At 46.6% G+C, this 24,918-nt stretch carries 24 protein-coding genes; 20 read left to right on the top strand and 4 right to left on the bottom strand.

Going from position 1 to position 24,918, the window contains the following annotated elements:
• Positions 1–63 precede the first annotated feature (63 nt).
• From MNQ98_RS26095 to rnhA, 3 genes are all read left to right on the top strand, one after another.
• The gene (locus tag MNQ98_RS26095; RefSeq protein ID WP_208917701.1) at positions 64–594 is read left to right on the top strand and encodes a DUF2179 domain-containing protein; all 531 of its coding nucleotides are present in this window, start codon (positions 64–66) and stop codon (positions 592–594) included.
• A gap of 90 nt (positions 595–684) precedes the next feature.
• Positions 685–930, top strand: coding sequence for a hypothetical protein (locus MNQ98_RS26090; protein ID WP_241930811.1), 246 nt, complete (start codon positions 685–687; stop codon positions 928–930).
• A gap of 30 nt (positions 931–960) precedes the next feature.
• Positions 961–1,617 carry a ribonuclease H gene (gene rnhA, locus MNQ98_RS26085; RefSeq protein WP_241930810.1) on the top strand — a complete coding sequence of 219 codons (657 nt, stop codon included), beginning with the start codon at positions 961–963 and terminating at the stop codon, positions 1,615–1,617.
• 998 nt (positions 1,618–2,615) lie between these two features.
• Here rnhA and MNQ98_RS26080 read toward each other — a convergent pair.
• The 3 genes from MNQ98_RS26080 to MNQ98_RS29665 all read right to left on the bottom strand — a co-directional run bounded on the left by MNQ98_RS26080 (position 2,616) and on the right by MNQ98_RS29665 (position 4,649).
• The gene (locus MNQ98_RS26080) at positions 2,616–2,876 is read right to left on the bottom strand and encodes a helix-turn-helix transcriptional regulator (RefSeq protein WP_241930809.1); all 261 of its coding nucleotides are present in this window, start codon (positions 2,874–2,876) and stop codon (positions 2,616–2,618) included.
• A 19-nt stretch (positions 2,877–2,895) separates the two neighbouring features.
• Positions 2,896–4,407, bottom strand: coding sequence for an NHL repeat-containing protein (locus MNQ98_RS26075; protein WP_241930808.1), 1,512 nt, complete (start codon positions 4,405–4,407; stop codon positions 2,896–2,898).
• 107 nt (positions 4,408–4,514) lie between these two features.
• On the bottom strand, positions 4,515–4,649 hold the full coding sequence (locus MNQ98_RS29665) for a hypothetical protein (protein WP_277883698.1): 135 nt from the start codon (positions 4,647–4,649) through the stop codon (positions 4,515–4,517).
• 281 nt (positions 4,650–4,930) lie between these two features.
• On the opposite strand from MNQ98_RS29665, the gene MNQ98_RS26070 reads away from it, so the two are divergent.
• The 8 genes from MNQ98_RS26070 (at position 4,931) to MNQ98_RS26035 (ending at position 13,328) form a co-directional block, all read left to right on the top strand.
• Positions 4,931–5,866, top strand: coding sequence for a DNA-binding transcriptional repressor DeoR (locus MNQ98_RS26070; RefSeq protein WP_241930807.1), 936 nt, complete (start codon positions 4,931–4,933; stop codon positions 5,864–5,866).
• Positions 5,867–6,178: 312 nt separating this feature from the next.
• The gene (deoC, locus tag MNQ98_RS26065; RefSeq protein ID WP_208917706.1) at positions 6,179–6,844 is read left to right on the top strand and encodes a deoxyribose-phosphate aldolase; all 666 of its coding nucleotides are present in this window, start codon (positions 6,179–6,181) and stop codon (positions 6,842–6,844) included.
• A 32-nt stretch (positions 6,845–6,876) separates the two neighbouring features.
• Positions 6,877–7,272 carry a cytidine deaminase gene (locus MNQ98_RS26060; protein ID WP_241930806.1) on the top strand — a complete coding sequence of 132 codons (396 nt, stop codon included), beginning with the start codon at positions 6,877–6,879 and terminating at the stop codon, positions 7,270–7,272.
• Positions 7,273–7,387: 115 nt separating this feature from the next.
• On the top strand, positions 7,388–8,566 hold the full coding sequence (locus MNQ98_RS26055; RefSeq protein ID WP_241930805.1) for a NupC/NupG family nucleoside CNT transporter: 1,179 nt from the start codon (positions 7,388–7,390) through the stop codon (positions 8,564–8,566).
• Positions 8,567–8,628: 62 nt separating this feature from the next.
• Positions 8,629–9,807, top strand: a complete 1,179-nt coding sequence (deoB, locus tag MNQ98_RS26050) for a phosphopentomutase (protein ID WP_241930804.1) — start codon at positions 8,629–8,631, stop codon at positions 9,805–9,807.
• 24 nt (positions 9,808–9,831) lie between these two features.
• The gene (deoD, locus tag MNQ98_RS26045) at positions 9,832–10,539 is read left to right on the top strand and encodes a purine-nucleoside phosphorylase (protein WP_208917710.1); all 708 of its coding nucleotides are present in this window, start codon (positions 9,832–9,834) and stop codon (positions 10,537–10,539) included.
• Positions 10,540–10,612: 73 nt separating this feature from the next.
• The gene (locus MNQ98_RS26040) at positions 10,613–11,914 is read left to right on the top strand and encodes a pyrimidine-nucleoside phosphorylase (protein ID WP_241930803.1); all 1,302 of its coding nucleotides are present in this window, start codon (positions 10,613–10,615) and stop codon (positions 11,912–11,914) included.
• A gap of 448 nt (positions 11,915–12,362) precedes the next feature.
• The gene (locus MNQ98_RS26035) at positions 12,363–13,328 is read left to right on the top strand and encodes an MraY family glycosyltransferase (RefSeq protein ID WP_241930802.1); all 966 of its coding nucleotides are present in this window, start codon (positions 12,363–12,365) and stop codon (positions 13,326–13,328) included.
• A 416-nt stretch (positions 13,329–13,744) separates the two neighbouring features.
• Here MNQ98_RS26035 and MNQ98_RS26030 read toward each other — a convergent pair whose 3' ends face one another.
• Positions 13,745–14,695 carry a BadF/BadG/BcrA/BcrD ATPase family protein gene (locus tag MNQ98_RS26030; RefSeq protein ID WP_241930801.1) on the bottom strand — a complete coding sequence of 317 codons (951 nt, stop codon included), beginning with the start codon at positions 14,693–14,695 and terminating at the stop codon, positions 13,745–13,747.
• A gap of 222 nt (positions 14,696–14,917) precedes the next feature.
• On the opposite strand from MNQ98_RS26030, the gene MNQ98_RS26025 reads away from it, so the two are divergent.
• The 9 genes from MNQ98_RS26025 (at position 14,918) to MNQ98_RS25985 (ending at position 24,812) form a co-directional block, all read left to right on the top strand.
• A complete protein-coding gene (locus tag MNQ98_RS26025) occupies positions 14,918–16,108 on the top strand; it encodes an anhydro-N-acetylmuramic acid kinase (RefSeq protein ID WP_241930800.1) in 1,191 nt (396 codons plus the stop codon).
• A gap of 50 nt (positions 16,109–16,158) precedes the next feature.
• Positions 16,159–17,589: an FAD-binding oxidoreductase gene (locus tag MNQ98_RS26020; protein WP_241930799.1), complete on the top strand. Its 1,431-nt coding sequence runs from the start codon at positions 16,159–16,161 to the stop codon at positions 17,587–17,589.
• A gap of 14 nt (positions 17,590–17,603) precedes the next feature.
• Positions 17,604–19,010 carry a (Fe-S)-binding protein gene (locus tag MNQ98_RS26015; RefSeq protein ID WP_481856795.1) on the top strand — a complete coding sequence of 469 codons (1,407 nt, stop codon included), beginning with the start codon at positions 17,604–17,606 and terminating at the stop codon, positions 19,008–19,010.
• A 203-nt stretch (positions 19,011–19,213) separates the two neighbouring features.
• Positions 19,214–20,512 (top strand): alpha-glucosidase/alpha-galactosidase, encoded by a 1,299-nt coding sequence (gene melA / locus MNQ98_RS26010; RefSeq protein ID WP_241930797.1) that lies wholly within the window; start codon positions 19,214–19,216, stop codon positions 20,510–20,512.
• Between the two features lie 156 nt (positions 20,513–20,668).
• A complete protein-coding gene (locus tag MNQ98_RS26005) occupies positions 20,669–20,896 on the top strand; it encodes a helix-turn-helix domain-containing protein (protein WP_241934046.1) in 228 nt (75 codons plus the stop codon).
• 285 nt (positions 20,897–21,181) lie between these two features.
• A complete protein-coding gene (locus MNQ98_RS26000; protein ID WP_241934045.1) occupies positions 21,182–21,964 on the top strand; it encodes a TerC family protein in 783 nt (260 codons plus the stop codon).
• Between the two features lie 308 nt (positions 21,965–22,272).
• Positions 22,273–23,025, top strand: a complete 753-nt coding sequence (gene map / locus MNQ98_RS25995) for a type I methionyl aminopeptidase (RefSeq protein WP_241930796.1) — start codon at positions 22,273–22,275, stop codon at positions 23,023–23,025.
• Positions 23,026–23,127: 102 nt separating this feature from the next.
• Positions 23,128–23,934: a pyridoxine/pyridoxal/pyridoxamine kinase gene (gene pdxK / locus MNQ98_RS25990; protein WP_241930795.1), complete on the top strand. Its 807-nt coding sequence runs from the start codon at positions 23,128–23,130 to the stop codon at positions 23,932–23,934.
• Positions 23,935–24,167: 233 nt separating this feature from the next.
• The gene (locus MNQ98_RS25985; protein WP_241930794.1) at positions 24,168–24,812 is read left to right on the top strand and encodes a YqaA family protein; all 645 of its coding nucleotides are present in this window, start codon (positions 24,168–24,170) and stop codon (positions 24,810–24,812) included.
• Positions 24,813–24,918: the final 106 nt, after the last annotated feature.

Raw genomic sequence — 24,918 nt, 5'->3', positions numbered from 1 at the left:
CAGTTTATCGATTTTGTTAAAGGAAATAGGGCCTGTGATTTATCAGGCTGAAGTTCGTATACGATGATTTCAATTGCTCTTATCGGTTCCATCATCGGAATTAACGTCGTATATGTATCCATCTTCACGCTTCGGTTGATCTTGATGATTAAAGGAAGAAGAGGCTTGGCTTCTTTTCTGTCCATGATTGAGGTTTTTGTCTATCTGATGGGTTTGAATCTCGTTTTGCAAAATGTGGACAACCCTTTTAATATGGCCGCCTACTGCCTTGGATTTGGCTTAGGTGTGTACATAGGAAGCCTTATAGAAGAATATTTGGCGCTAGGCTACCTTGTCGTTCAGGTTTTTGTAGATTCACTGGAGATGGAGCTGCCATCCAAGCTGCGTGAAAAAGGATATGGCGTCACATCGTGGACCGCTGACGGTAAAGATGGAAAGCGGCTTGTATTACAGGTACTGGTAAAAAGAAATAATGAAAGACGATTAATGGAAACACTGAAAAAGCTGTCACCGCATGCTTTTATCATTTCCCATGAGCCTAAAAGTTTTAAAGGCGGCTTCTGGGTTAGGCTTACGGAAGGACGCAGATCATGAGCATGAACGAATTATAAACCGATACAGTTCCAATCGGCGGCTCTATATCGTAGAATAAAGAGTGTACTATTATAAAGGAGTGTGGGAACGATGGCTCGTACTAAAACTCAAAAGGCCATCCGCAAAGCGGATCGTGTCGGTAGCTGGTGTGCTGCAAGTATACGTATGACGAATAAGGATTATGGTGCTCTGTCACAACATGTGAGAGTAAAGCCGACGAAACAGGAACAATTACAGAAGATCAAACACAAAAAGCGGATCGGAGACGATGGCGCTTTTTTTATTTATATGGATGTCGCTTTGCACTTCCCCAAGACTACTGCTATAGTACGCTAGAGAGGTTAGTCTTTAAGATGGAGGGGCTTTATGGCAAAGCAAAAATACTATGTTGTATGGGTGGGAAATCAGCCTGGAGTATATACAAGTTGGAGTGACTGCCAGCTGCAGGTGAACCAGTACAACGGTGCAAAATTTAAAGCTTTTGAATCGAAGGCAGAAGCCGAAAAGGCATATGCACAAGGCTGGAAAAGCTTCTGGGGTCAGCAATCTCAAGGGGGATCGGGTTCAGGAGCTAAACCGAAGAAAAACCGTACGACCGCTCAAGAGGAGCCTGGCGAAATCGATTATGACAGTATTTCCGTTGATGTGGGTACTCGCGGAAATCCCGGGCCGGTGGAGTATAAAGGTGTGGACACCCAAACCGGAGATGTTATATTTTCCTGCGGTCCCGTTCAGAAAGGGACAAATAATCTAGGTGAGTTCCTCGCCATCGTTCATGCTCTAGCCTATTTGAAGAAGATCGGCAGTACGAAGACCGTCTATAGTGATTCAGTGAACGCTATGAAATGGGTCAGACAGAAAAAGGCTGTCTCCACACTGCCGCGGGATGCGTCAACCAAGGAAATATGGGATCTGGTAGACCGCGCGGAACATTGGCTGAGGAATAATTCTTATCCAAATAAAGTGTTGAAATGGCAGACGAAGAGCTGGGGAGAGATCAAAGCCGATTATGGACGCAAGTAAAAGCGTTCATGCACAGTTTATCCCCTGCTTGTGTGTAAATAGTTGAATAAATATACCCGAACGCTCCGGAATTAACCCGGGGTGTTTTTTTATACACATGTGGATGAAATGGGAGGGAATCTATTTTTAGAAACTTTAGGATCTGATACTCATAATATATATAATACGGCCTGCTCGGAAGGAGGATGATCCGCTCTGAAAAAGGTAAAAGTAAAAGCAATTACCCAAAGGAGGCCATCAGGGGCTAACTTAAAGCAATTAGCCTTTTTTTCCGCTGTATTGCTGGTCATCTCTGCATTAATAGGATTGTACATTGCGTGGGTCGAGTTAAGTACCCCCGGTGCGACGGGAGAGCTGATTATTTAGACAATAAGTTTGGCAAGTGTCCGAAAATTTAGCTTGGGTGTCGGGAATCAAGAGATTGGTTTCCGGCTAAGTTGCTAGCTACCTGCGGAATTACACGAGGTGGATATGTGAATAAGTATTTTCAAATTAAGCGTATACACAAAGTTATGAACATCTTCGGGAGTCTGCTGTGATAAATAATCTGTTTTTGGACATAGTTATACAGAGTTTGTGAACACAATGTGGAACACAATGTGGAAAACATGTGGGATAACTTCCGAATAAACAGCAAATAAAGCTCCAATTTGGGATAACCCAAGGAGTTTATTTAGATTTGACGCTGATGCTGTGGATAAACCTAATGGCATCATTTTTATTATACACAAGGTTATGAACATATTAGAAATTTGCAGGAAAGATATTAGGATAACATGCCTTCCGGGTATGTGCAACCAAAATGTTATCCCCATATGGTAATTTCGGCAGGGTGGACATTCGATTTCGGACGGACTTGGATCTATTCGTAATAGGTGAGTACAACGATTCAAAGATAGAGCAGGGCCTAACGGAAAGCATTTAATTAGAAGTATGCAAACAGCGGAGGACCATAAAGGTTCTCCGCTATTATGGTTTTTATGTGCAGCCATAATCCTTCAACAATTGATTTTGCCCCTTGCCCTGTAGTCTCCCGGCGTCATGCCGTGAGCTTTTTTGAAGGTTCGGATGAAATTCTGGGAATTCTGGTAGCGGAGGCGCTCAGCGATTTCAAAAATTTTCAGGTCCGTATTCTGCAGAAGTTCCTTCGCCTTATCCATCCGGTACAGTATCAAATAGTCGCTAAAGGTGATGCCGAGCTCCTCTTTAAACATCTGGCTCAATTGAGAAGGGGGGATGCCTGCTATTTTCGCAAGCATCGGCTGCGAAATGTCTTCATCATAGTCGCCGCCCCAACGTCGTATATAACAGCCCGTTGCTACCCCAGCGGATATATATCGGACGCCACTTACTATATAAATAAGCTGTTGGGTAGACCATTTTGCTTTTGACAACTTGATGCGTCTCAGGATCAAAGGCGAAAATGGTGCCGTCATCGGCTCCCCAGATTAGGCCGTCCGGACCGAGCGATAATTCCCCGATCATTAGCGGTTCGCGATCCCTGTTTGGAATATCGGGGACGAATTCGGCTGTCTTTTTTCGGTTTTCCACATCCCAAACAAATATTTTGGCAGGTCCATCAACGGGCGGATTGCCTAGTCCACCCCATACGGAAGAACCCCCAAAGACATAACCGTTCCAATAAGTCAGTCCCAGAATGGACTGATTTTCTATGACCTGCGGGAACGTTTCAAGCGTTTCGGTTCTCGTATTCCATACCGCAAGCGCGCCGCCATACGTCCCGTAATCCGGCACGGTGCCCGAAAAAACATAGCCATCGCTTGCGGTCATTGTGAACGGACGGTCCTGCTTATGTTCAATCTGGCCGATCCACCGGGGGTTTCCTTCAGCGGACCAGTCAAAAAACAGGGGCTCTGAGGGATCATATCTGTACAGATGGGCATGCGTATACGTCCCAAAATACACGTGTCCCTCATGAAACGTCATGCCTTCGGTTTGCGGAAACAATCCGATTGTCCACTCGATCTCACCCATTGAGGGATTGTACTTGCTCATTCCTCTATGGTAGCCGCCCACATAGAGACTCCCGTCAGGGCTGAATTCGAGACTTGTCAGCAGCAAAGGCTGAGGCTCGATGTTCAATGTGCTGCCGGTAACCTTCAAATCGGACAAACGGATCATTGCCTGCTCCGCATTGACTGTAACGAGTGCAATATGGTCTTCGCCATCATGCTTCACCCACTCCAACGCTTTGCATCGCCCCGCCGGAAGCCCGCTTTCGATGATCGTGACGGATCCCAGTTTCCCAATGTGCCATCCACGCAGTGCGTGCCCATCTTTATACAGCAGCAGCTGCGGATCTTCCGGATGCGTCACCAGCATTAAGTTGTCGAAATCAAACCGGTCGACCAGCTTATACGTCTCTAAATCATAAACATACATATGGATAAAATCCGAGGCAACGAACAGATAACGGTCCACGATCCAGAGGCGATCCAAAAATCCGCTCGTATTCGAAAGCTGCTCCAACGCGAGTGTTTCCTTGTCTTGCGTCTGCAAGTGATAACGCAGCAGCTGTTTGGTAGCCCCAGTGCTTAGCAGCAGATGGTCTCCATGCCTGGCAATGCCCCGAAGATAATCCTGCCCCTCAATGATGGTCCCGTGATCGTGAAATTGTGCCGTATGGCGGTCATACGAGAACAGCTTGCAATCAGGATAGGTTCCACCCCAGATGTACTCTTCGTCCGGCACCAGGTTGATGACCCATACGTTGGACGGATTGACGCCCAGATTCTCCAGTTGACCCGTTTGGCGGTAACGATATAACACGCCGTCCGAAGTGCCGCTGAAGTAAATCTCGCCTTGGGGCGTACGGCAGATTCCCCATACGCAATCCAGCGGCGGCAGCTCTTGCGAAAATAAGAGTTCACCAGTAACTAAATCAAATTCGTAAAATTTCCCGGCGTTCCGTTACTGATAAAGCAGACTGAGCTTACTCCATTATCCTGGCGAATAGCCGCCCCTTGTCCGAAACTGGAGTGCACCATGGTTCCAAGGTCTTCAATGTTCATGTCCATCTAGCCTCCTAAATCTTTGGTAGGTTCTGGCCCCATTGTATGGACCTGCTTCGGATGCCGTAAACAATCATTTGAAATGATTATCCTATTCTTTCTATAAGCCGGTATGGTTTACGGAGCCTATAGTGTATAATCAGCACAGGGCAGAGCCTAGGGGTTTTGTGCTTAGGCAAGCGTCTACGGCGAGTCCTTATGGATTTGATTGAGGTAATGACGGTGAGCGGAACATATACCAATCCCGTTAATGATTAAATATATAAAGTAGGTTGGATGGTATGGATCAAGATAAGCAACGACTAAGCATAGAAGCTTCAAGACTTTACTATCTCTCGGATTTCAGCCAACAGGATATTGCCACAAGGCTTGGCGTGTCCCGTCCAACGGTCTCCCGATTGCTTCAGCATGCCAAGGAACAGGGTTATGTCCGGATCAGCATCGTTGATCCACTTGAAGATTTGGATGCGCTCGGTGAGCAAGTGAAGCAGCGTTACAAGCTGGATCAGGTGCTGGTCTGTTATAGTCCGCTGAATGAATACCGGGAAATACAGAAGCATATCAGTAAAAAAACAGCCGAATACTTGCATGAAACGGTGCAGGATGCCGATATCATCGGAGTAACGTGGGGAACAACCATGTATTCCGTAGCCTTGGAGCTTCAGCAAAAGCAGGTAAGAGGTGTTGAGGTTGTACAGCTTAAGGGAGGCGTAAGCCACTCCCATGTAAATACGTATGCGGCGGAAACCGTCAATCTGTTTGCAGATGCCTATCATACGATTGCTAGGTATTTGCCGCTGCCGGTCATCTTTGACAGCATTGAGGTGAAACAGATGGTGGAGGAAGATCGGCATATCCAGCGAATCATCCAATTGGGCAAACAGGCGAACATTGCCGTCTTTACAGTGGGAACGGTACAAGAGGATGCGCTTCTGTTCCGGTTGGGCTATCTTAGCGAGAAAGAGCAAAAGCTGCTGCAAAGCACGGGCGCTGGAGATATCTGTTCCCGGTTTTTTGATGCTCAAGGAAACATATGCAGTGAGGTGATTAACAACCGGACCATTGGTATCGAGCTGGAGGATCTCCGGCACAAAGACAAATCCATTCTTGTTGCGGGAGGCCAGCAGAAGATTGATGCGATAAAGGCAGCCCTCATTGGAAGATATGCTAACATTTTGGTAATTGATCAATTTACGGCACAGGCGTTATTAGGTTAATAAGGACGGTATTAATAACAGAGCACCTCTATCCTAGATAGAGGTGCTTTTTTGTGTTGATTGTATCTGAAATGGAGCAAAGGAGCAGGGTATAGACCTTAATATAAGGAGGATTTTTGGTTCCCAATAAATTCATGAATGATAACAAGTAAACAAGTAAAAAATGATATATATCATTGCCACAAAACCCCATGAACATAATTTCAATTGTTGTTTTACATATGTTCATAGCTATGATATGATGGAGCCGTTCAGAGATTTTAAGGTGTTTGAGAACGCTTTTATTAATGATAAATAAGGAGTGTCAAACAGATGAGTATAGCAGGAATGATAGATCATACGCTTCTGAAAGCGGATGCTGTGAAAGAGGATATTACGAAACTGACCGAAGAGGCGAAGAAATATAATTTTGCTTCCGTTTGTGTAAATCCGGCATGGGTTGCCTATTCAGCAGAACAGCTTGCAGGCACGAATGTTAAAGTTTGTACCGTAATTGGATTCCCTCTTGGAGCTAATACTCCGGCTGTTAAAGCTTTTGAAGCAAAAGATGCTATCGCAAACGGTGCAGATGAAGTGGACACTGTAATTAATGTTGGCGCGCTGAAAGAAAACAATGATGAGCTGGTATTGAATGATATCAAGGCTGTTGTTGATGCTGCTAATGGTAAAGCTTTGGTCAAGGTCATCATTGAGGCATGCCTTTTGACGGATGAAGAAAAGGTTCGCGCTTGTGAGCTGGCTGTTAAAGCAGGTGCTGATTATGTTAAAACGTCTACTGGTTTTTCCACAGGCGGAGCAACAGCAGTTGATGTAGCGCTTATGCGCAAGACGGTTGGCGATAAAGTCGGTGTGAAAGCTTCCGGCGGTGTACGCAGCCTCGAAGATATGAACAGCATGATTGAAGCCGGAGCTAGCCGAATCGGTGCAAGTTCAGGTGTGAAGATCATGGAAGGCGGACAAGATACATCATCTTATTAAACATATCCCTGCCGATGAAGGAGGACTAACTCATGAAAGAAGAGTTGATTCAGGAAGCGATCGAAGCTAGGAAGCAGGCATATGTTCCTTATTCCGGGTTTCAGGTCGGTGCTGCGATCCAAACAGGCGGGAAGGTGTACCGTGGATGCAATGTTGAGAATGCATCCTACGGTCTCACCAACTGCGCGGAGCGCACCGCTATATTTAAAGCGGTATCCGAAGGAAATCGCAAGATTGATGCGATTGCCGTCGTAGCCGATACTGAAGGACCGGTATCCCCGTGCGGCGCCTGTCGTCAGGTGCTTGCCGAGTTTTGCGATAGTGACACTAAAATTTATTTAACTAATCTTCACGGGAACACGGAAGAGTGGAGTATGTCCCAGCTGTTGCCAGGAGCATTCCAAGCGGAAGATATGGATAAAAAATAATCCATGGGCTAGGCACAATCACTGTATCCCAATAATGTAAGCGCTTAATGAAAATAATCACTATAATTTTCAACAACTTAGAATTTCAAAATGCTCATCAACGGGGGAACATCTCATGAAATATTTAATCGCGATATTGGGGCTGCTTGTCGTATTCGGAATGGCGTTTCTGATTAGTAATGACAAGCGTAACATCCGTTACCGTCCACTGGCTGTCATGATTGTGCTGCAGTTAATTTTAGGATTTGCGCTGCTGAATACCAGCATCGGTGAATACCTGGTCAAAGGTATTGCCAATACTTTTGAAGCTCTGCTCGGTTATGCAGGAGAAGGTATTAATTTCGTGTTCGGCGGTATAGCCAATGAAGGAGCGGGTCCATTCTTCCTTAACGTGCTGCTTCCGATCGTATTCATTTCGGCATTGATCGGTATATTGCAATACATCAAGGTGCTGCCGATCATTGTGAAATATATTGGTATCGTATTGAGTAAAGTTAACGGTATGGGTAAGCTCGAATCCTATAACGCTGTGGCATCTGCGATTTTGGGACAATCGGAGGTATTCATTTCCGTTAAGAAACAGATAGCCCTTATTCCGAAGCACCGGATGTACACCTTGTGTGCCTCCGCGATGTCTACAGTTTCGATGTCCATTGTTGGAGCATATATGACGATGATTGAACCGAGATATGTTGTAACCGCGCTTGTACTCAACCTGTTCGGTGGATTCATTATTGCTTCCATCGTGAATCCTTACACCGTGCCTAAAGAAGAGGATATTCTTGAGGTACAAGAAGATGAGAAGCAGTCCTTCTTCGAGATGCTCGGTGAATACATTATGGACGGATTCAAGGTAGCCATTACGGTTGCTGCGATGCTTCTTGGTTTTGTAGCTTTGATCGCCATGATTAACGGCGTATTCGACGCTATCTTTGGCATATCTTTCCAGGAAATGTTGGGATTTGTGTTTGCTCCGTTTGCTTTTGTTATGGGTGTACCTTGGAAAGAAGCCGTTGATGCCGGCAGCATCATGGCTACGAAGCTCGTATCTAACGAGTTTGTGGCAATGCTGGATCTGGCCAACTTTAAAGATATGTCAGAGCGTACTATCGGTATCGTCTCCGTGTTCCTCGTATCCTTCGCGAACTTCTCCTCAATCGGTATTATTGCCGGTGCGGTAAAGGGATTGAATGAGAAACAAGGGAATGTGGTTGCCCGTTTTGGATTAAAGCTGTTGTATGGCGCAACCTTGGTAAGCGTGTTGTCCGCAACCATTGCAGGATTGTTTCTGTAAAAAGCGAATGATATTGATTATAGAAGAAACTTGATCGTAATCTGAAATGGGGGAATATGGACATGGAGCAATTTAAACGGATTCACTTGATCGTATTGGACTCGGTAGGTATTGGCGAAGCGCCGGACGCGGCTGCTTTTGATGATGTAGGTTCCGATACGCTGGGACATATCGCTCGCGAGTGCGGTGGTCTGAACATGCCGAATATGTCAGCGCTTGGTCTGTCCAATATCCGTGAAATTGAAGGTGTGCCTGTAGCTGAGAAACCGCGTGCTTACTTTACCAAAATGCAGGAAACTTCCAACGGTAAAGACACCATGACTGGACACTGGGAGATCATGGGTCTGTACATTGATACGCCGTTCCGGGTGTTCCCGGACGGCTTCCCGGATGAGCTGATTACCCGCATCGAAGAAAAGACAGGGCGGAAGGTGATCGGCAATAAACCGGCCAGCGGTACGGAAATTATTGAAGAGCTCGGCGAGGAGCATGTAAAGACAGGTGCACTCATTGTGTATACCTCTGCAGATTCTGTACTGCAGATTGCAGCACATGAAGAGGTTGTACCTTTGAAGGAATTGTATGAGATTTGTGAGTTCTGCCGTGAAATTACGCTGGAGGACCCTTATATGTTAGGACGTATTATCGCCCGCCCATTCGTAGGGGAAGTTGGCCAGTTCAAGCGGACGGCCAACCGTCATGATTATGCGCTTAAGCCATTTGGGCGTACAACGATGAATGAGCTGAAAGACGCTGGATTTGATGTAATTGCACTTGGGAAAATCTCCGATATTTATGATGGAGAAGGAATTACCGAGGGCATCAGAACCGTCTCTAACATGGACGGCATGGACAAACTGGTGGCTACCATGGATAAACCTTTTAATGGTCTCAGCTTCGTGAATCTTGTTGACTTCGATGCTGTCTACGGACATCGCCGCGATCCGAAAGGCTACGGTCAGGCTCTGGAAGAGTATGATGTACGTCTGCCTGAGGTGTTCGACAAAATGACGGATGATGATCTGTTGATTATCACAGCGGATCATGGTAATGATCCTACTTATAAAGGAACGGACCATACTCGTGAATATGTGCCACTGCTCATATATTCCCCACGCTTTGCTGAAGGGAAGGAACTGCCACTCCGTAAGACGTTTGCGGATATCGGAGCTACTGTAGCCGACAACTTTGGTGTAACAAAACCTGAGTATGGTACGAGCTTTTTAAATGATCTCAAATAATATCAGAATGTGGAGGAATGGAACATGAGTACACATATTGGAGCGAAACCGGGAGATATTGCTGAATCCATACTGCTGCCTGGAGATCCGCTGCGGGCGAAATTCATTGCTGAGACTTACTTGGAGGACGTTACCTGTTACAACGAAGTACGCGGTATGCTTGGCTTCACAGGAACGTACAAAGGAAAGCGTGTATCCGTACAAGGGTCAGGCATGGGTGTGCCTTCGATCGGTATCTATGTCAATGAGCTTATCTCCGAATATGGTGTGAAAAATCTGTTCCGTGTCGGTACCTGCGGCGCAATGCAGCAAAATGTACGTGTTCGTGATGTCATTTTGGCACAGGCTGCTTGTACGGATTCAGGAATGAACCGCCATCATTTCCAAGGTTACGATTTCTCACCGATTGCGAGCTTCCCGCTGTTGAAAGCAGCTTACGAGCGTGGCGTTGAAAAGGGTCTTAATATGCATGTGGGCAACGTATTCACTTCCGACGTGTTTTATCGTGAAGACAAATCAGCTGTTCAAAAACTGATGGATCACGGGGTTCTAGGTGTAGAGATGGAGACGACGGCTTTGTATACAATTGCGGCGAGAAAAGGTGTAAATGCCCTGACGATTCTGACGGTAAGCGATCATCTCCTGACCGGGGAAGAAACGACATCGGAAGAGCGTCAAACGACCTTTAATGACATGATGGAAGTGGCTTTGGATACAGCAATTTCGCTTTAATATGCCAAAGATTACTGAAATTTTCTACTTATTTTATAGAGAATATCAACGCGAACAGTGAGGAGAATGTACGATGAGAATGGTTGATTTGATTGCGAAGAAGCGCGACGGCAAGGAACTGACAACAGAAGAAATCAATTTCTTTATCGACGGATACACCAAGGGAGAAATTCCTGATTATCAGGTCAGCGCGATGGGTATGGCTATCTTTTTCAAAGATATGACAGACCGTGAGCGTGCAGATTTGACGATGGCTATGGTGAACTCTGGTGAGACGATCGACCTGTCTGCGATTGAAGGCATCAAGGTCGATAAACACTCTACTGGCGGCGTAGGCGATACGACGACACTCGTGCTGGCACCTCTCGTAGCTGCTCTTGATATTCCTGTAGCAAAAATGTCTGGACGTGGTCTAGGCCACACCGGCGGAACGATTGATAAACTGGAATCCATTAAAGGCTTCCATGTGGAGATTAGCAAAGATGAGTTTGTTAATCTCGTTAATAAACATAAAATTGCTGTTATCGGTCAGACGGGTAACCTGACTCCTGCTGACAAAAAGTTGTACGCACTGCGCGATGTTACCGCGACCGTTGATTCCATTCCGTTGATTGCAAGCTCTATCATGAGTAAGAAGATTGCAGCTGGATCCGATGCTATTGTACTTGACGTAAAGACTGGTGCAGGTGCATTTATGAAAACGGTGGAAGATGCGAGGGAACTGGCACATGCGATGGTTAGCATCGGTAACAATGTTGGTCGTAAGACGATGGCGGTCATTTCTGATATGAGCCAGCCGCTTGGAGTAGCTATCGGTAACTCTCTGGAGGTGCAGGAAGCTATCGATACACTTCGAGGCGAAGGACCGAAGGATCTGGAAGAGTTGTGTCTTGCACTGGGAAGACAAATGGTATTCCTGGCGAACAAAGCAGAATCACTGGAAGAAGCCGAAGAGAAGCTGAAGGAAGTTATGCGTAACGGTAAGGCTCTTGAGAAATTCAAGGAGTTCATCGCAAACCAGGGTGGAGACGCCTCCGTTGTGGATAACCCTGAAAAGCTGCCACAAGCGAAGTACAAAATCGATCTTCCTGCACTTGAAGACGGTATGGTCGCTGAGCTCGTTGCCGATGAAATCGGAACAGCTGCTATGCTGCTCGGAGCAGGCCGGGCAACGAAGGAATCTGAAATCGATCTGGCTGTTGGCCTGATGCTGAACAAGAAGATTGGTGACACTGTGAAAAAAGGTGATTCCTTGGTGACGATTCACGCCAACCGTGAAAACGTGGACGATGTAAAAGAAAAGCTGTATGCAAACATCCGTATCTCGGATCACGCAGAAGCTCCTGTGTTGGTACATGACATCGTAACTGAATAGTCGTAACCTTCTTAACATAAATGTGAAAATGTGACTGTCCCTCCAGTGTATTTTCGGGGGGACAGTTTTTTTGTAGGCTTATAGATCATATCGTCTGTGCACCGCTCATATATTGCTAATGGGGAAAGGTAAGTAAGGCAGTTTGATGGGAGAGAGAAGCCGCTCGTAAGAGCCATCCTGATTAGGGAGGCGGGCGGCTATGACAATCGATCAGTTGATTGCTTTGCTGGCACTTATCGTTATGATCATCGGACTTGCGGTGAACAAGAGCAAATCATAAGCAAGTTCGGATGGGGGCAGATATTGCCCTCTTTCTTTTTGTTTTCTTTGAAGCTATCTTCATATTATTTTCACTCTAGTACCTGGTGCTATATTGCTAGATTTCGCAGAAAGTCATATACTGTGGTTGCAATGTTCTCCATATTTCAACAATTCATAGGAGGAAGTCATGCTCTATATATCAGCGTTTGTCGTTTCTATACTACTAGTGCTTATACTAATTCCGCCGTTTCGCAAGCTTGCCGTCAAAATCGACTTTGTTGATAAGCCAAGGCCCGACAGTGAACGTAAAATTCACCGTGAACCTATTCCGCTTACCGCAGGTATAGCGATTTTCCTTGGATTTTTTATTACATATTTTGTGTTCATAGGCTCAATTACGAAAGAAGCCGTCGGGATTTTTCTCGGCAGTATACTAATATTAGGGATCGGCCTTGTGGATGATTGGTATAAAACCAATGGCAAGGAGCTGGCTTCACTGCCGAAGTTGATTGTTCAGGTGTGCGCAGCAATTATCGTGTATAGTTCCGGTATTGCATTTGAGGGATTTAACAATCCGTTCAACGGCCAGTACATCAATTTGCCGGAATGGCTGCAGCTTGTGCTTACAATTCTGTGGATTTTCGGCGTTACCACCGTTATCAATTTTTCGGATGGCATCGACGGTTTGGCTGGCGGGCTCTCGGCTATCTCGGGAGGAACCTTGTTCGTGGTCGCCTTGACGCTGGGAAGAGGGGATTCGGCACTGCTTGCCGTCATACTGGTGGGTGCGGCTCTAGCGTATTTGCGATATAACAAACCACCGGCCAGAGTGTTTATGGGTGATGCGGGGGCGACGTTCCTTGGCTTTATTCTCGGCATTATCGCTTTGGACGGAGCTTTTAAGGGTGCTACGCTTGCCTCACTGTTCGTTCCGATCTTCGCTCTGGGTGTACCCATATTCGACAACATTATTGTGGTCATCCGTAGATTGCGTGAGTCCAAACCGATCTACCAAGCGGACGCGTCTCAGGCACATTACCGGCTGCTTGCGACAGGACTGAACCAGAAGCAGACACTCATTTTTCTGTGCTTACTGAATCTGTGTTTTGGTCTGACGGCGATTATTCTTGCCATTAACGGAGCTGGAGTGTAGTTGGTTATATCGTATTTACTAAGATGGAATAAAAGCTTTGTCCTTCCTAAGGAAGCGGCAAAGCTTTTTTTGCGTTTATCTCGAAATTGTTAGATCGAAGTGACAAAGTTGTTAGTAACCGGTGCGATTTTGAAAGGTGAATCGATGGAGCGTGTACAAAATTCACCTTATATTTAAATCACAAAAGTTGATCAGACAACAGGGGAGGTTAGAGCTTGGCGGAGGCCTCGTCAACGTGCGGTGTGGCATTGCATGACGACGGTTGACCACATGCGGTTTCAGGCATATCAGTATCCGTGATAAATAAACAAAAGACCGCAGTGGCAGCCTTCATCGGCTAGTCCTGCGGCCTGTTTTTGATTACGGAGATTGTGACTTACATGTCTGAGCAGCGGAGGACGAAAGCCCACAGTTCCTCAAACTTTTTCTGAGTATAGCTTTCTGGCTAATAAAGCTGCACCATCTGCCGGTGTAAGATCATTTTTTCCTTCCATGAAAGACAAGCCGGGGAAGCGCCTTAACAGAGTTTCACGAAAGGCATCACGGAAAATAGCGGAATGGTTGAATATAGAGCCAGTACAGACGACCTCGGTCTCTGTAAGCTCTGAGTCCCGCCCGATCAAGGCCGTCGTGGTTTCCGCAAGTTCCACCGCTTGATCCCTCAAAATGCCTTGGGCCAGATCATCTCCGTCCTTCGCAGCCTCCACGCAATAGCGGGCAAAAGCAGCAATGTCATTTCTTCCAATAGAAGACTGATAGACATAGGATTTCAGTTCTGAAATATGTCCGAAGTTATAAGCATCCGTAATACGCTGGGACATCAACGTAGCCGGCAGCATACCTTCAAGACTCTTGATTACCGTCTTCAGGGCAAGAAGACCGATCTGGTAGCCGCTGCCTTCGTCGCCGAGAATATGGCCCCAGCCACCGACGCGGTAGCGCTTACCTTTTTGGGTAATTCCATATGTATTGGATCCGGTTCCTGAAATGACCAAAATGCCATACTCCCGTTCCAGTGAAGCCATTAATGATATTTCTGCCTCGGTTGTGATCGATATGGGAAATGAGTAGTTATGCTGCTGCTGATAAGATCGGAGAAAGGAAATGACGTTATCCTTTTCTTCCGACGTACTTACACCCGACATACCCAGACATATACCTTTGATTGCTGCATCAGACAAGGATAAGGATAAAGGCTCTACCACACGGTTAAGAACATTCGAAAGCTCCTGCATGGCACCATCAAAAGTGACGACATACGGATTGGTGGAGCTTCCCGAGTATCGGGATAATACTTTACCATGGCTGTCTATGGCGGCCGCTTCCGTTTTAGTACCGCCTCCGTCAACACCTAAAAAAATATCCATCGCTAATCACTTCGCTTTCCATTTCAGTATAGGAGAAAATCATAGTGATGTAAAATAAAATTTTAAAAATGTAATAATGAATTGAAATATTATTTCATACATTTTATAATAAACACAATCTAACTTTTTGAAAGCGATATCATTTATTTGTCGAATTTTGATTTTTGATATAACGTTGGCCGTTATTTTTACGTCATTTGAAAGTTGAAGGAGGGGCAAGCCATGGTCATATCCGGTTGGGAAAAGGATCTTCCGGTAATCGTAGTCGGACTTATGTCGGGAACTTCACTAGATGGCATAGATGCGGCCGTTGTCCGGATTACCGGAAGCGGATTGCAGTCACAGGTGGAACTTATTCATTACGCAAGTACACCGTACGATGCTTTAACCAGAGAGAAACTGAAGGCACTGTGCAGTGTGGAGCATTCCAGCAGCGCTTCGATATGCAGCATGAATGCTTATTTGGGAAGTCTGTTCGGTGAAGCAGTTCTTCAAGCCGTCTCTGAAGCCAAGCTTCAAATGGATGACGTTCATTTGATTAGCTCGCACGGTCAAACGGTGTGGCATATTCCAGTCGGAGAGAGTGGAGATCATTATTCTGTTCCTTCTACACTGCAAATCGGTGATATATCGGTTATAGCCAAGCACACCGGAACAATGGTTGTGGGCGATTTCAGGCCTGCGGACATGGCCGTCGGTGGACAAGGCGCACCTCTTGTTCCATACGGTGATTTTATTCTGTTTCGGGATGAGCACAAAGGGCGTCTGCTTCAAAATATCGGCGGAATCGGGAATTGCTCGGCAATTCCGGGTGGTGCAGGTCCCACAGAAGTGCTCGCGTTCGACACGGGACCGGGCAATATGGTTATGGATGAAGTCGTTTATGTCTTGTCTGGGGGCCGTCTGTCTTACGATGAAGAAGGACGGTGGGCAGCACAGGGGAGAGTCGACGATGGTCTTCTTGCGGAAATGATGTCACACCCTTATTTTCATATGACGCCTCCCAAGTCCACAGGTAGGGAATTGTTCGGTAAGGACTATGCTTCTTGGTTCTTGGTTAAGGCCAAGGAGCGGAGCCTTTCGGATGAGGACATCATTGCAACGGCGACAGCATTTACCGCTCATTCGATAGCAGACAGTTACCAGAAATATGTGTTTCCGGTTTGTAAAATTCATGAGGTGATTGTTAGTGGCGGCGGGGCTCATAATTCAGAGCTGTTGCGGATGCTTTCCGCGCTGCTGCCGGAGCAGAAGGTGTTGACCTCGGCACAGCTTGGCTTTCATGATGATGCGAAAGAAGCCGTCATTTTTGCACTGCTGGGTAACGATTTCATGCATGGCATTCCGAATAATTTGCCTGCGGCAACAGGTGCGGAACGTCCTACAGTCATGGGGAAATTGGCATTGCCATAGAGGATTCCGAAGGGATCAGGAAAGTACCACGAAAGAGAGGATGAAGAACTGTGCTTAAGCCACATTTACGGGAACAATTGGCTGCGGTCGTGGGAGAGAAATGGCTGAAAGACGACGCGGAAAGCCTTGTTTCTTACAGCTACGATGCTACACCGCTTTATCAGTCTATGCCGGATGGTGTTGTTTTTCCAGGGAGCACCCAAGAGGTTTCCGATATAGTAAAAATATGTGCTGCGAACGGAATTCCGATTGTCGGACGAGGGGCCGGAAGCAATCTGTGCGGGGGAACCGTACCGCTTCAAGGCGGGCTCATTATTGTGATGACCCGGATGAACAAGCTGCTTGAGATTGATGCGGATAACCTGACCGCAACCTTTCAGACAGGGCTGAATACGAAGCAATTTCATCAAACAGTGGAGCGTGCTGGACTATTTTATCCACCGGATCCAAGCAGCATGATCATTTGTACGATGGGTGGAAACATTGCACTTGGAGCAGGCGGACTACGGGGACTTAAATACGGTACAACTAAGGATTATGTACTTGGACTCGAAGCGGTTCTGCCGGATGGAAGTATTATGCGCACGGGTGGCAAGCTGGTGAAAGACGCGGCTGGATACGATTTGACCCGTCTACTGGTCGGATCGGGAGGCACACTGGCTATTTTGACAGAAGCAACGGTAAAGCTGATTCCGAAGCCGCCGTATCGGCGTGCAATGGTCGCCATGTACGATGACATTTATGCAGCGGCACGTACAGTATCGAACATTATTGCCAATCATATTTTTCCGTGCACATTGGAATTTATGGATCAGCCGACGCTTCAGGTCGTGGAGGATTTTGCGAAGATTGGTCTTCCAGTGCACGCAAAGGCGATGCTGGCGATTGAGCAGGACGGCAGTGAGGAAGACGTGGAACGTGATTTGAAACGAATCGAAGAAATTTGCCTGGAATCAGGGGCTACCCAGATGAAGATTGCGGCTTCGCAGGAAGAAGGGGCCAAAGTTATGGAAGCCCGGCGCAGCGCGCTCGCCGCCTTGTCCCGTCTGCGTCCGACAACGATCCTAGAGGATGCGACCGTTCCGCGTTCCAAGATTGCCGATATGGTGCTCGAAGTTCAGCGTATAGCTCAGAAATATGATGTGCAGATTTGTACGTTCGGCCATGCAGGGGACGGAAACCTTCACCCGACGGCTATGACGGATGCGAGAAATCCCGAGGAAATTCACAGAGTAGAGCAAGCCTTTGCTGAGATATTTGAAGCAGCGATTGAGCTGGGCGGTACGATTACGGGAGAACACGGTGTAGGTATTGTAAAAGCTCCGTACTTGGAGTGGAAGGTTGGCGCTGCCGGATTGGATATGATGAAACGGATTAAGGATGCCATTGATCCGGCTGGTATTATGAATCCCGGCAAAATGTTTGCGGAGACGAGAAAACGGATTGTGATGCAGGAGCAGCCTAAGTTAACTGGAGTATGAAGGGAATGACTGGAATGGAACAATCACATGGTGCGCTCGCCCAGCGCATGAAGCTGACGCTGGATGAAGAGCAGCTGACCAACTGCATGCGTTGTGGCTTTTGCCAGATGGCCTGCCCGACTTTTCTCGAGACTGGACTCGAGGCGGCATCGCCGCGGGGCCGGATTGCACTCATGAAAGCGGTCGTGGACGGGATTATGGAACCTGATGAAAGCTTCCAGAGCCAGATGGATCTGTGTCTCGGCTGTCGTGCCTGTGAGCCAGCATGTCCGTCCGATGTGAAATACGGGCAGCTTATTGAACAGACGCGGGAAGCTATTGTGAAGGAGAAGAAATTTTCGGTACCTGTGAAGCTTGTCCGAAAGACTTTTTTACAGGGGATTTTTCCACATAAAGGCCGGCTGAAGTTTATGGGCAAGAGTCTTAAATTTTATCAAAAGTCAGGTCTGCAGAAATTCGCCCGTAGTTCTGGCGCAATGAAGATGTTTCCTGAGCATCTCCGTCAACTGGAGAAGGTGGTTCCTACGGTAACCGGAGACGGCCTGACGGATCTTTGGAAAAAGGCGGGGTTCCCGCTACGTACAGAGAAGACCTCGTCTGGATCGGATTTGCTGATCATCTCTGCAGTAGGTGAGAAGGTCTCAAGGGTCGGCATGTTCCGCGGCTGTATTATGGATGTGATGTTTGCCGAAACGAATGTGAATACGGTTCGATTGCTGCGTCAGGCTGGCTTTGAGGTAGCGATCCCGGACAGTCAGGTGTGCTGCGGGGCATTGCACGCACATGCCAGTGAGATGGAGGATGCGCGTGATTTGGCCGGACAAAACCTGATCGCATTTAAGGAGGCAGGGGTCGACTATATCGTAAGTAATGCCGGCGGCTGTGGAGCGCTGCTAAAGGAATACGACCACTTGATGAAGGATGCAGCCGATGCCGGGCAGCAAGCCGATGCGCGTCAGTTCGCCGGACAGGTGAAGGATATTTCCGAGCTGTTACAGGATATTGGTCGCCCACTTATCCCGTTAGAGGATAAATCGGATGAGACGGCGCCGGTGAAAGTGACTTATCAGGATTCCTGTCATCTGCGGAATGTCATGCGTGTTCAGGGACAGCCGAGAGAACTGATTCACCAGATGCAAGGCGTGAGTCTGTGCGAGCTTCAGGGATCTGAGGTCTGCTGCGGCTCGGCAGGCATCTACAATATGACACAGCCTCAAATGTCGATGGATCTGCTAGATCATAAAATGGATCATGTAAAAGACTCCCGTGCGGAGGTAGTAATTACGTCCAATCCGGGCTGTCTGCTTCAAATGAAGTGGGGGATTGAACGGGCTGGAGTTCAGGACCATGTCGAAGCTGTTCACCTCGTGGACTTTTTGACTGAGCGTGTCCACCTTCACGATAAGGACCAAGATGATTAAAATGAAAGTGCAATGATACTATCGATTCGATTGCTCCCTGCATCTATGTGCCGGGGGTTTTCTTTATATCCGAAAACTCATCTGAAAGCGGATACGGAAATGGGATTATGACATGTATTGCTTGGGTTTCTCCATGTTTTTTAGGCTGAAGGGCGGTTATAGTTAGATCAAGCGTGAGGCCAGAACCTTAGGAGGAATCATTCATGTCTAAAATAACGTTTATTGGTGCGGGCAGCACCGTATTTGTCAAAAATGTGCTAGGTGACGTGATGGCAACACCCGCATTGCAAGGCTTCGAGCTTGCATTGTTCGATATTGATCCGGAGCGGCTTCAGGATTCAGAACGGCTGCTTAACAGTATGAGGAGCACACTTGGCAGCACCTGTGTCATTAAGGCATATTCGGACCGCAGGGAAGCGCTGAGAGATGCCAAATATGTAATTAATGCAATTCAGGTAGGCGGTTATGATCCTTGTACGATTACGGACTTTGAAATTCCGAAGAAATACGGTCTGCGTCAGACCATTGCAGATACGGTTGGCATAGGCGGGATATTCCGTAACCTGCGTACGATTCCGGTGATGCTTGATTTTGCAAGAGATATTCAGGAGGTATGCCCGGATGCATGGTTCCTTAACTATACGAATCCGATGGCGGTTCTAACGAATGTGATGAATACAGCAGGAGGCGTTAAGACGGTTGGATTATGCCATAGCGTTCAGGTCTGTGTGGACGGATTGTTCCAATCGCTCGGCATGGATCAGACCGGTGTAGAGTCCAAAATCGCCGGGATTAACCATATGGCATGGCTGCTGGAAGTCAAAAAGGATGGAATCGACCTGTATCCGGAAATTAAACGGCGTGCAGCTGAGAAACAGAAAGAACAGCATTGGGATATGGTCCGTTATGAGCTGATGTTTCGCTTCGGTTACTATGTGACTGAATCCTCCGAACATAACGCAGAATATCACCCTTATTTTATTAAGCGCAGCTATCCGGAGTTGATCGAGAAGTACAATATTCCACTGGATGAGTATCCACGCCGGTGTATTAACCAGATTAACGGCTGGAAGGAAATGCGCGGGAAACTGTTTGAAAGCCAGAGTATCGAGCATTCGCGTTCCAAGGAGTATGCTTCCTACATTATGGAGGCGATGGAGACGAACGTTCCGTACAAAATCGGCGGCAATGTCATGAACACTGGCTTGATTACAAACCTGCCGAAGGAAGCATGTGTAGAAGTGCCTTGTCTCGTAGACTCGTCGGGTGTTACGCCTACGTACGTGGGAGATCTGCCTCCGCAGCTCGCTGCGCTGAACCGAACCAATATCAATACTCAGCTACTCACCGTCGAGGCGGCCATCACCGGCAAGAAAGAGCATATCTATCACGCTGCTATGCTTGATCCGCATACAGCAGCCGAATTGTCTCTCGACGATATTGTGGGGCTTTGTGACGAACTGATCGAAGCGCACGGCAGTTGGCTGCCTTCATTTAAGTAAACGGAACATAACACGAATACCGCGAAAAGACGCTCTTTTCCCGCTATGGTTTGTGGGAACAGGGAGCGTCTTTTTATGTTAGGAAGTTATGTCTGACTAAGATAAGAAGCAGGCGTTTATAATATGTTTAACTGATTTTAGGAAGAGAGGGATTTGATGAAAGTTGAGCTTGGCCGTTGTCTGTTGAACGAAGTGCTGAAAAAGGCTGGAATGACGACGGTAGACCTTTCCCACAAACTGTTGTACAAACCTGAACGATTGTCCGACTATATCGATAATAAAAGGGTGATGCCGCTGAAGGTTGCTCTATCGATCGCAGATACGACGGACTGCCGTGTGGAAGAACTATACGAAATCATTCCGGTAAAAAACCATAAAATTTAAATAATTTTTTCTCTTGGCATGATTCTGGGCGACATGCTATAATGCTCGTAATTAGTAAAGGGGAGTAGCTCCACAACAAAGTCGTCATTACGTGACAACGCATGTCTCCGGCTTTGTTGGCAACGAAAGTTGTTAGCGAGACCTTTGCCGTAATCGGTAAAGGTATCTATTCCTGCTGTACATTTACGGGTAAATACCTTTATCGCCGACTTTTCGGGGTAAGGGTATTTTTTGTTTCCTTTGATCTGAAAAGAGCGGACTATCACATAGAAGGGAAGGATGCTGTTGAATACAGGGCTGTTACTGGAGTACGGATGGGTTCTTTTGGTGTTAATTGGTTTGGAGGGAATTCTTGCAGCGGATAATGCATTGGTTATGTCGATCATGGTTAAACATCTTCCGGAAGAGCGGAGAAAGAAGGCTTTATTTTACGGATTAGCTGGTGCATTTGTGTTTCGTTTTGCTTCCCTCTTTATTATCTCGTATTTGGCGGATGTTTGGTACGTTCAGGCATTGGGGGCAGCTTACCTTCTGTATATCAGTATCAATCATATCGTGAAGCAGTTCTTTGTGAAGAAGAAGGTTCACATGAAAGAGGCTGCAAAAAAAGACGAGAAATTCTGGGTCACCGTACTTAAAGTAGAGCTGGCGGATATCGCTTTTGCGGTTGACGCTATCTTGGCAGCCGTTGCACTTGCGCTGACTTTGCCGGAAACGAATTTGCCGCAAATCGGCGGAATGGATGGCGGACATTTCCTTGTTATTTTAACTGGCGGGATCATCGGACTTGTTATTATGCGTTTTGCTGCATCATACTTTGGCAAGCTTCTCGTCCGAAGACCTGGTTTGGAAACAGCAGCATTCATGATTGTCGGTTGGGTGGGGATAAAGCTAGCCGTATATACGCTGGCACATCCTGACATCGCAATGATTGACAAGGGATTTCCGAAAAGTACAGGATGGAAGCTCATTTTCTGGGGTGTTCTGATCTTGATCGCTGTCCTCGGCTGGTTCTTGTCTAAGGACAAAAGCGAGCTTACGAAGACAGAGCAAAAGCAGGTGGAATAAGACTTATCGCTGGTGTTGAAGTTTCCTCCGCGAGTGCAGAGACCGGCGGCGGGCAGCAGCAGCTGCTGTGGTTGTAAAGATGCATGCATAACCTGTAAGAGTACAGGGAAATATTTTTTAATAAACGTATGCTTATTGTGGTTACTACAATAGAGGAGTAATATATTAGTATCAGGCAATATATTTTTTATAAGTGAACAGCCTTATTGACCGAAGTATTCGGAGTAGGCAAGTGCCTGTTCGATGCTCGTTGGCCGTTAAGGCTTTTTTGAGCTTTATACGAGAACAAAAGTGATAGGGGTGCAGTCATGATCATCATCAAGACGGAAGAACAAATTGCAAAAATGAACAAAGCCGGACAACTGCTTGCAGAATGCCACCGGCAAATCGCCGGAATGATTAAGCCCGGTGTTACAACAATGGAAATCGACCAGTTTGTCGAGAAATTTCTTAAACAACATGGAGCACATCCTGAGCAAAAGGGTTATCATGGTTATCCCTTCGCTACGTGTGCGTCGGTGAACGATGTCATTTGTCATGGGTTTCCAAGCGATGTGCCTTTGAAGGATGGAGATATCGTTACCATTGATATGGTCGTTAAACTGGACGGCTGGCTGGCGGATTCCGCCTGGTCTTACGCTGTCGGAAACGTCTCCGAAGAGGCGCAGCATCTGCTGGATGTAACCAAAAAGGCACTTTATCTTGGCATTGAGCAGGCTGTTATCGGGAATCGGATTGGAGATATCTCACATGCAATCCAGTCGTATGCTGAATCGGAGAACTTGTCTGTGGTACGGAATTTTGTTGGCCACGCCATCGGTCAAGACATGCATGAAGAACCTCAGGTTCCTCACTATGGACCTCCTCACCGCGGTCCCCGCTTGAAAGAGGGAATGGTCATTACGATTGAGCCGATGCTCAATATCGGTTCCTATGGCTGCAAGATCGATCCGGATGGTTGGACTGCCCGGACGGTTGACGGAAAATGGTCAGCGCAGTATGAGCATACGCTAGCCATTACCAAGGATGGCCCGTTGATTCTTACGGAACAGGATTCTTGATCACTTTTGAGTAGCTTATAATCGTTAAATTTTTTAAAATATAAAAAGTATGAGTTTTGACTTATACTTGACTTATATTTCACGTATGAAGGGACAAAGAACATGACGATTAAAAAAGCTTTGACGGTTGCCGGTTCGGATACAAGCGGTGGTGCTGGCATCCAGGCAGATTTGAAAACATTTCAGGAATTCGATGTTTACGGCATGACGGCACTGACGACTATCGTGTGCATGGAGCCGGAAACGTGGAATCATCAGGTATTCCCAGTAGCTCTGGATATTGTGGAAACACAACTCAAGACGGTGATTGAAGGAATCGGAATTGACGCTATGAAGACGGGCATGCTCGGTTCCGTTGAGATTATTGAGCTTGTCTCACAATATATTGACCGTTATAATCTGAAACGGGTCGTTATCGATCCCGTGATGGTATGCAAGGGCACCGATGAAGTACTCCAACCAGAGAACACGGAAGCGATGATTGAGTTCCTGCTGCCGCGGGCGGATCTGGTAACACCGAACCTGTTCGAAGCTTCGCAACTCGCGAAATCCGGTCCGATCAAGACTCTGGAACAAATGCAGGAAGCTGCAGCAGTGATCCACAGCAAGGGAGCCAAGAACGTCCTGATTAAAGACAGAGGAAAGATTCAGGAAGGCAAAGCAATGGATCTTCTGTATGACGGCAAAAATTTTGAGTGGTTTGAAGCGGATGCAATCGTTACTCAATTCACACATGGTGCGGGCTGCACCTCCTCCGCGTCGGTAACAGCCGGTCTTGCCAAAGGGCTTACCGTTCGGGATTCAGTTCAGCAAGCTAAGGTATTTATTACTCAAGCCATTTCAAACGGCTTCCAATTGAACAAATTTGTTGGTCCAACACGTCATTCCGCACACCGGAGCACCTTATAAGTCAACGGTAGAAGCTGACGGTCTATCATTGGACTATGATAACGATACAAAAGCCTTTCTTTATGAAAGGCTTTTGTTTTTATGTGCAGTTTTGTGTATATATACTTGTATAACGAAGGACAGCTGCTGATTCATTTGTAATTGAGATGTTAGGCGCCCTCATCCATCATTATGTGATATACTTCAAATTAAGGGTCTTCTAGAGAAATCAGAAAATGTTTAGGGGTTGAGATATGTTTCAGGACGTACTGGATTTTTTGATGAAGTTTGGTCCATGGGGATTGTTTATTCATTCATTTTTTGATGCTGTAATATTTCCGATTCCCGCTTTCTTTCTACAAGTTTCTTTAAGTATGCTTCACCCGTCAACGGCCCTATGGCTGGCAACTTACGGCTTTATCGGTTGTCTGCTCGGTACGCCTATCGGTTATCTGATTGGTAAACTGCTAGGCAAATCAGTACTATACAAAATATTAAAAAAAGAATGGATCGATGCTGCTACTGAACGGTTTCAAAAAAACGGCGAAGCCGCTATTCTGGTCGGTTCGTTTACGCCGATACCATTCAAAGTGTTTACAATTCTGTCAGGCTGTCTGAATTTTCCACTATGGCGACTTATGGCTTACGCTGCAATAGGCAGAGCAACAAAATTTTATGTCGTAGGAACGCTGTTCTACTTGTACGGCAATGCAGCTGAAGGCATGGTGAAGAACGTGTCCCTTTATATATTCATCATAGCTGTTCCATTACTGCTGCTCGGCGTGTACTGGAACCGGAGACGTAAACGCAAACGTAATGAGGCTCTTCAGTCTGAGACGGAGACTGAGAAACCCGTCCTTGAAGCTAAAATCCCGGATCAACAAACTCCATCAGCATAATTAACATAAAATACAGTTGATTTTTAAGCTGAATTAGTGATAATTTAGCATACAAAAACGCTTGGACAAATTTCCAAGCGTTTTTGGCTTATTTGGCTTATATTTA

This window comes from Paenibacillus sp. N3/727 (assembly GCF_022637315.1).
GTDB classification, from domain to species: domain Bacteria; phylum Bacillota; class Bacilli; order Paenibacillales; family Paenibacillaceae; genus Paenibacillus_AQ; species Paenibacillus_AQ uliginis.
This window is presented reverse-complemented; position numbering and strand designations above follow the sequence as displayed.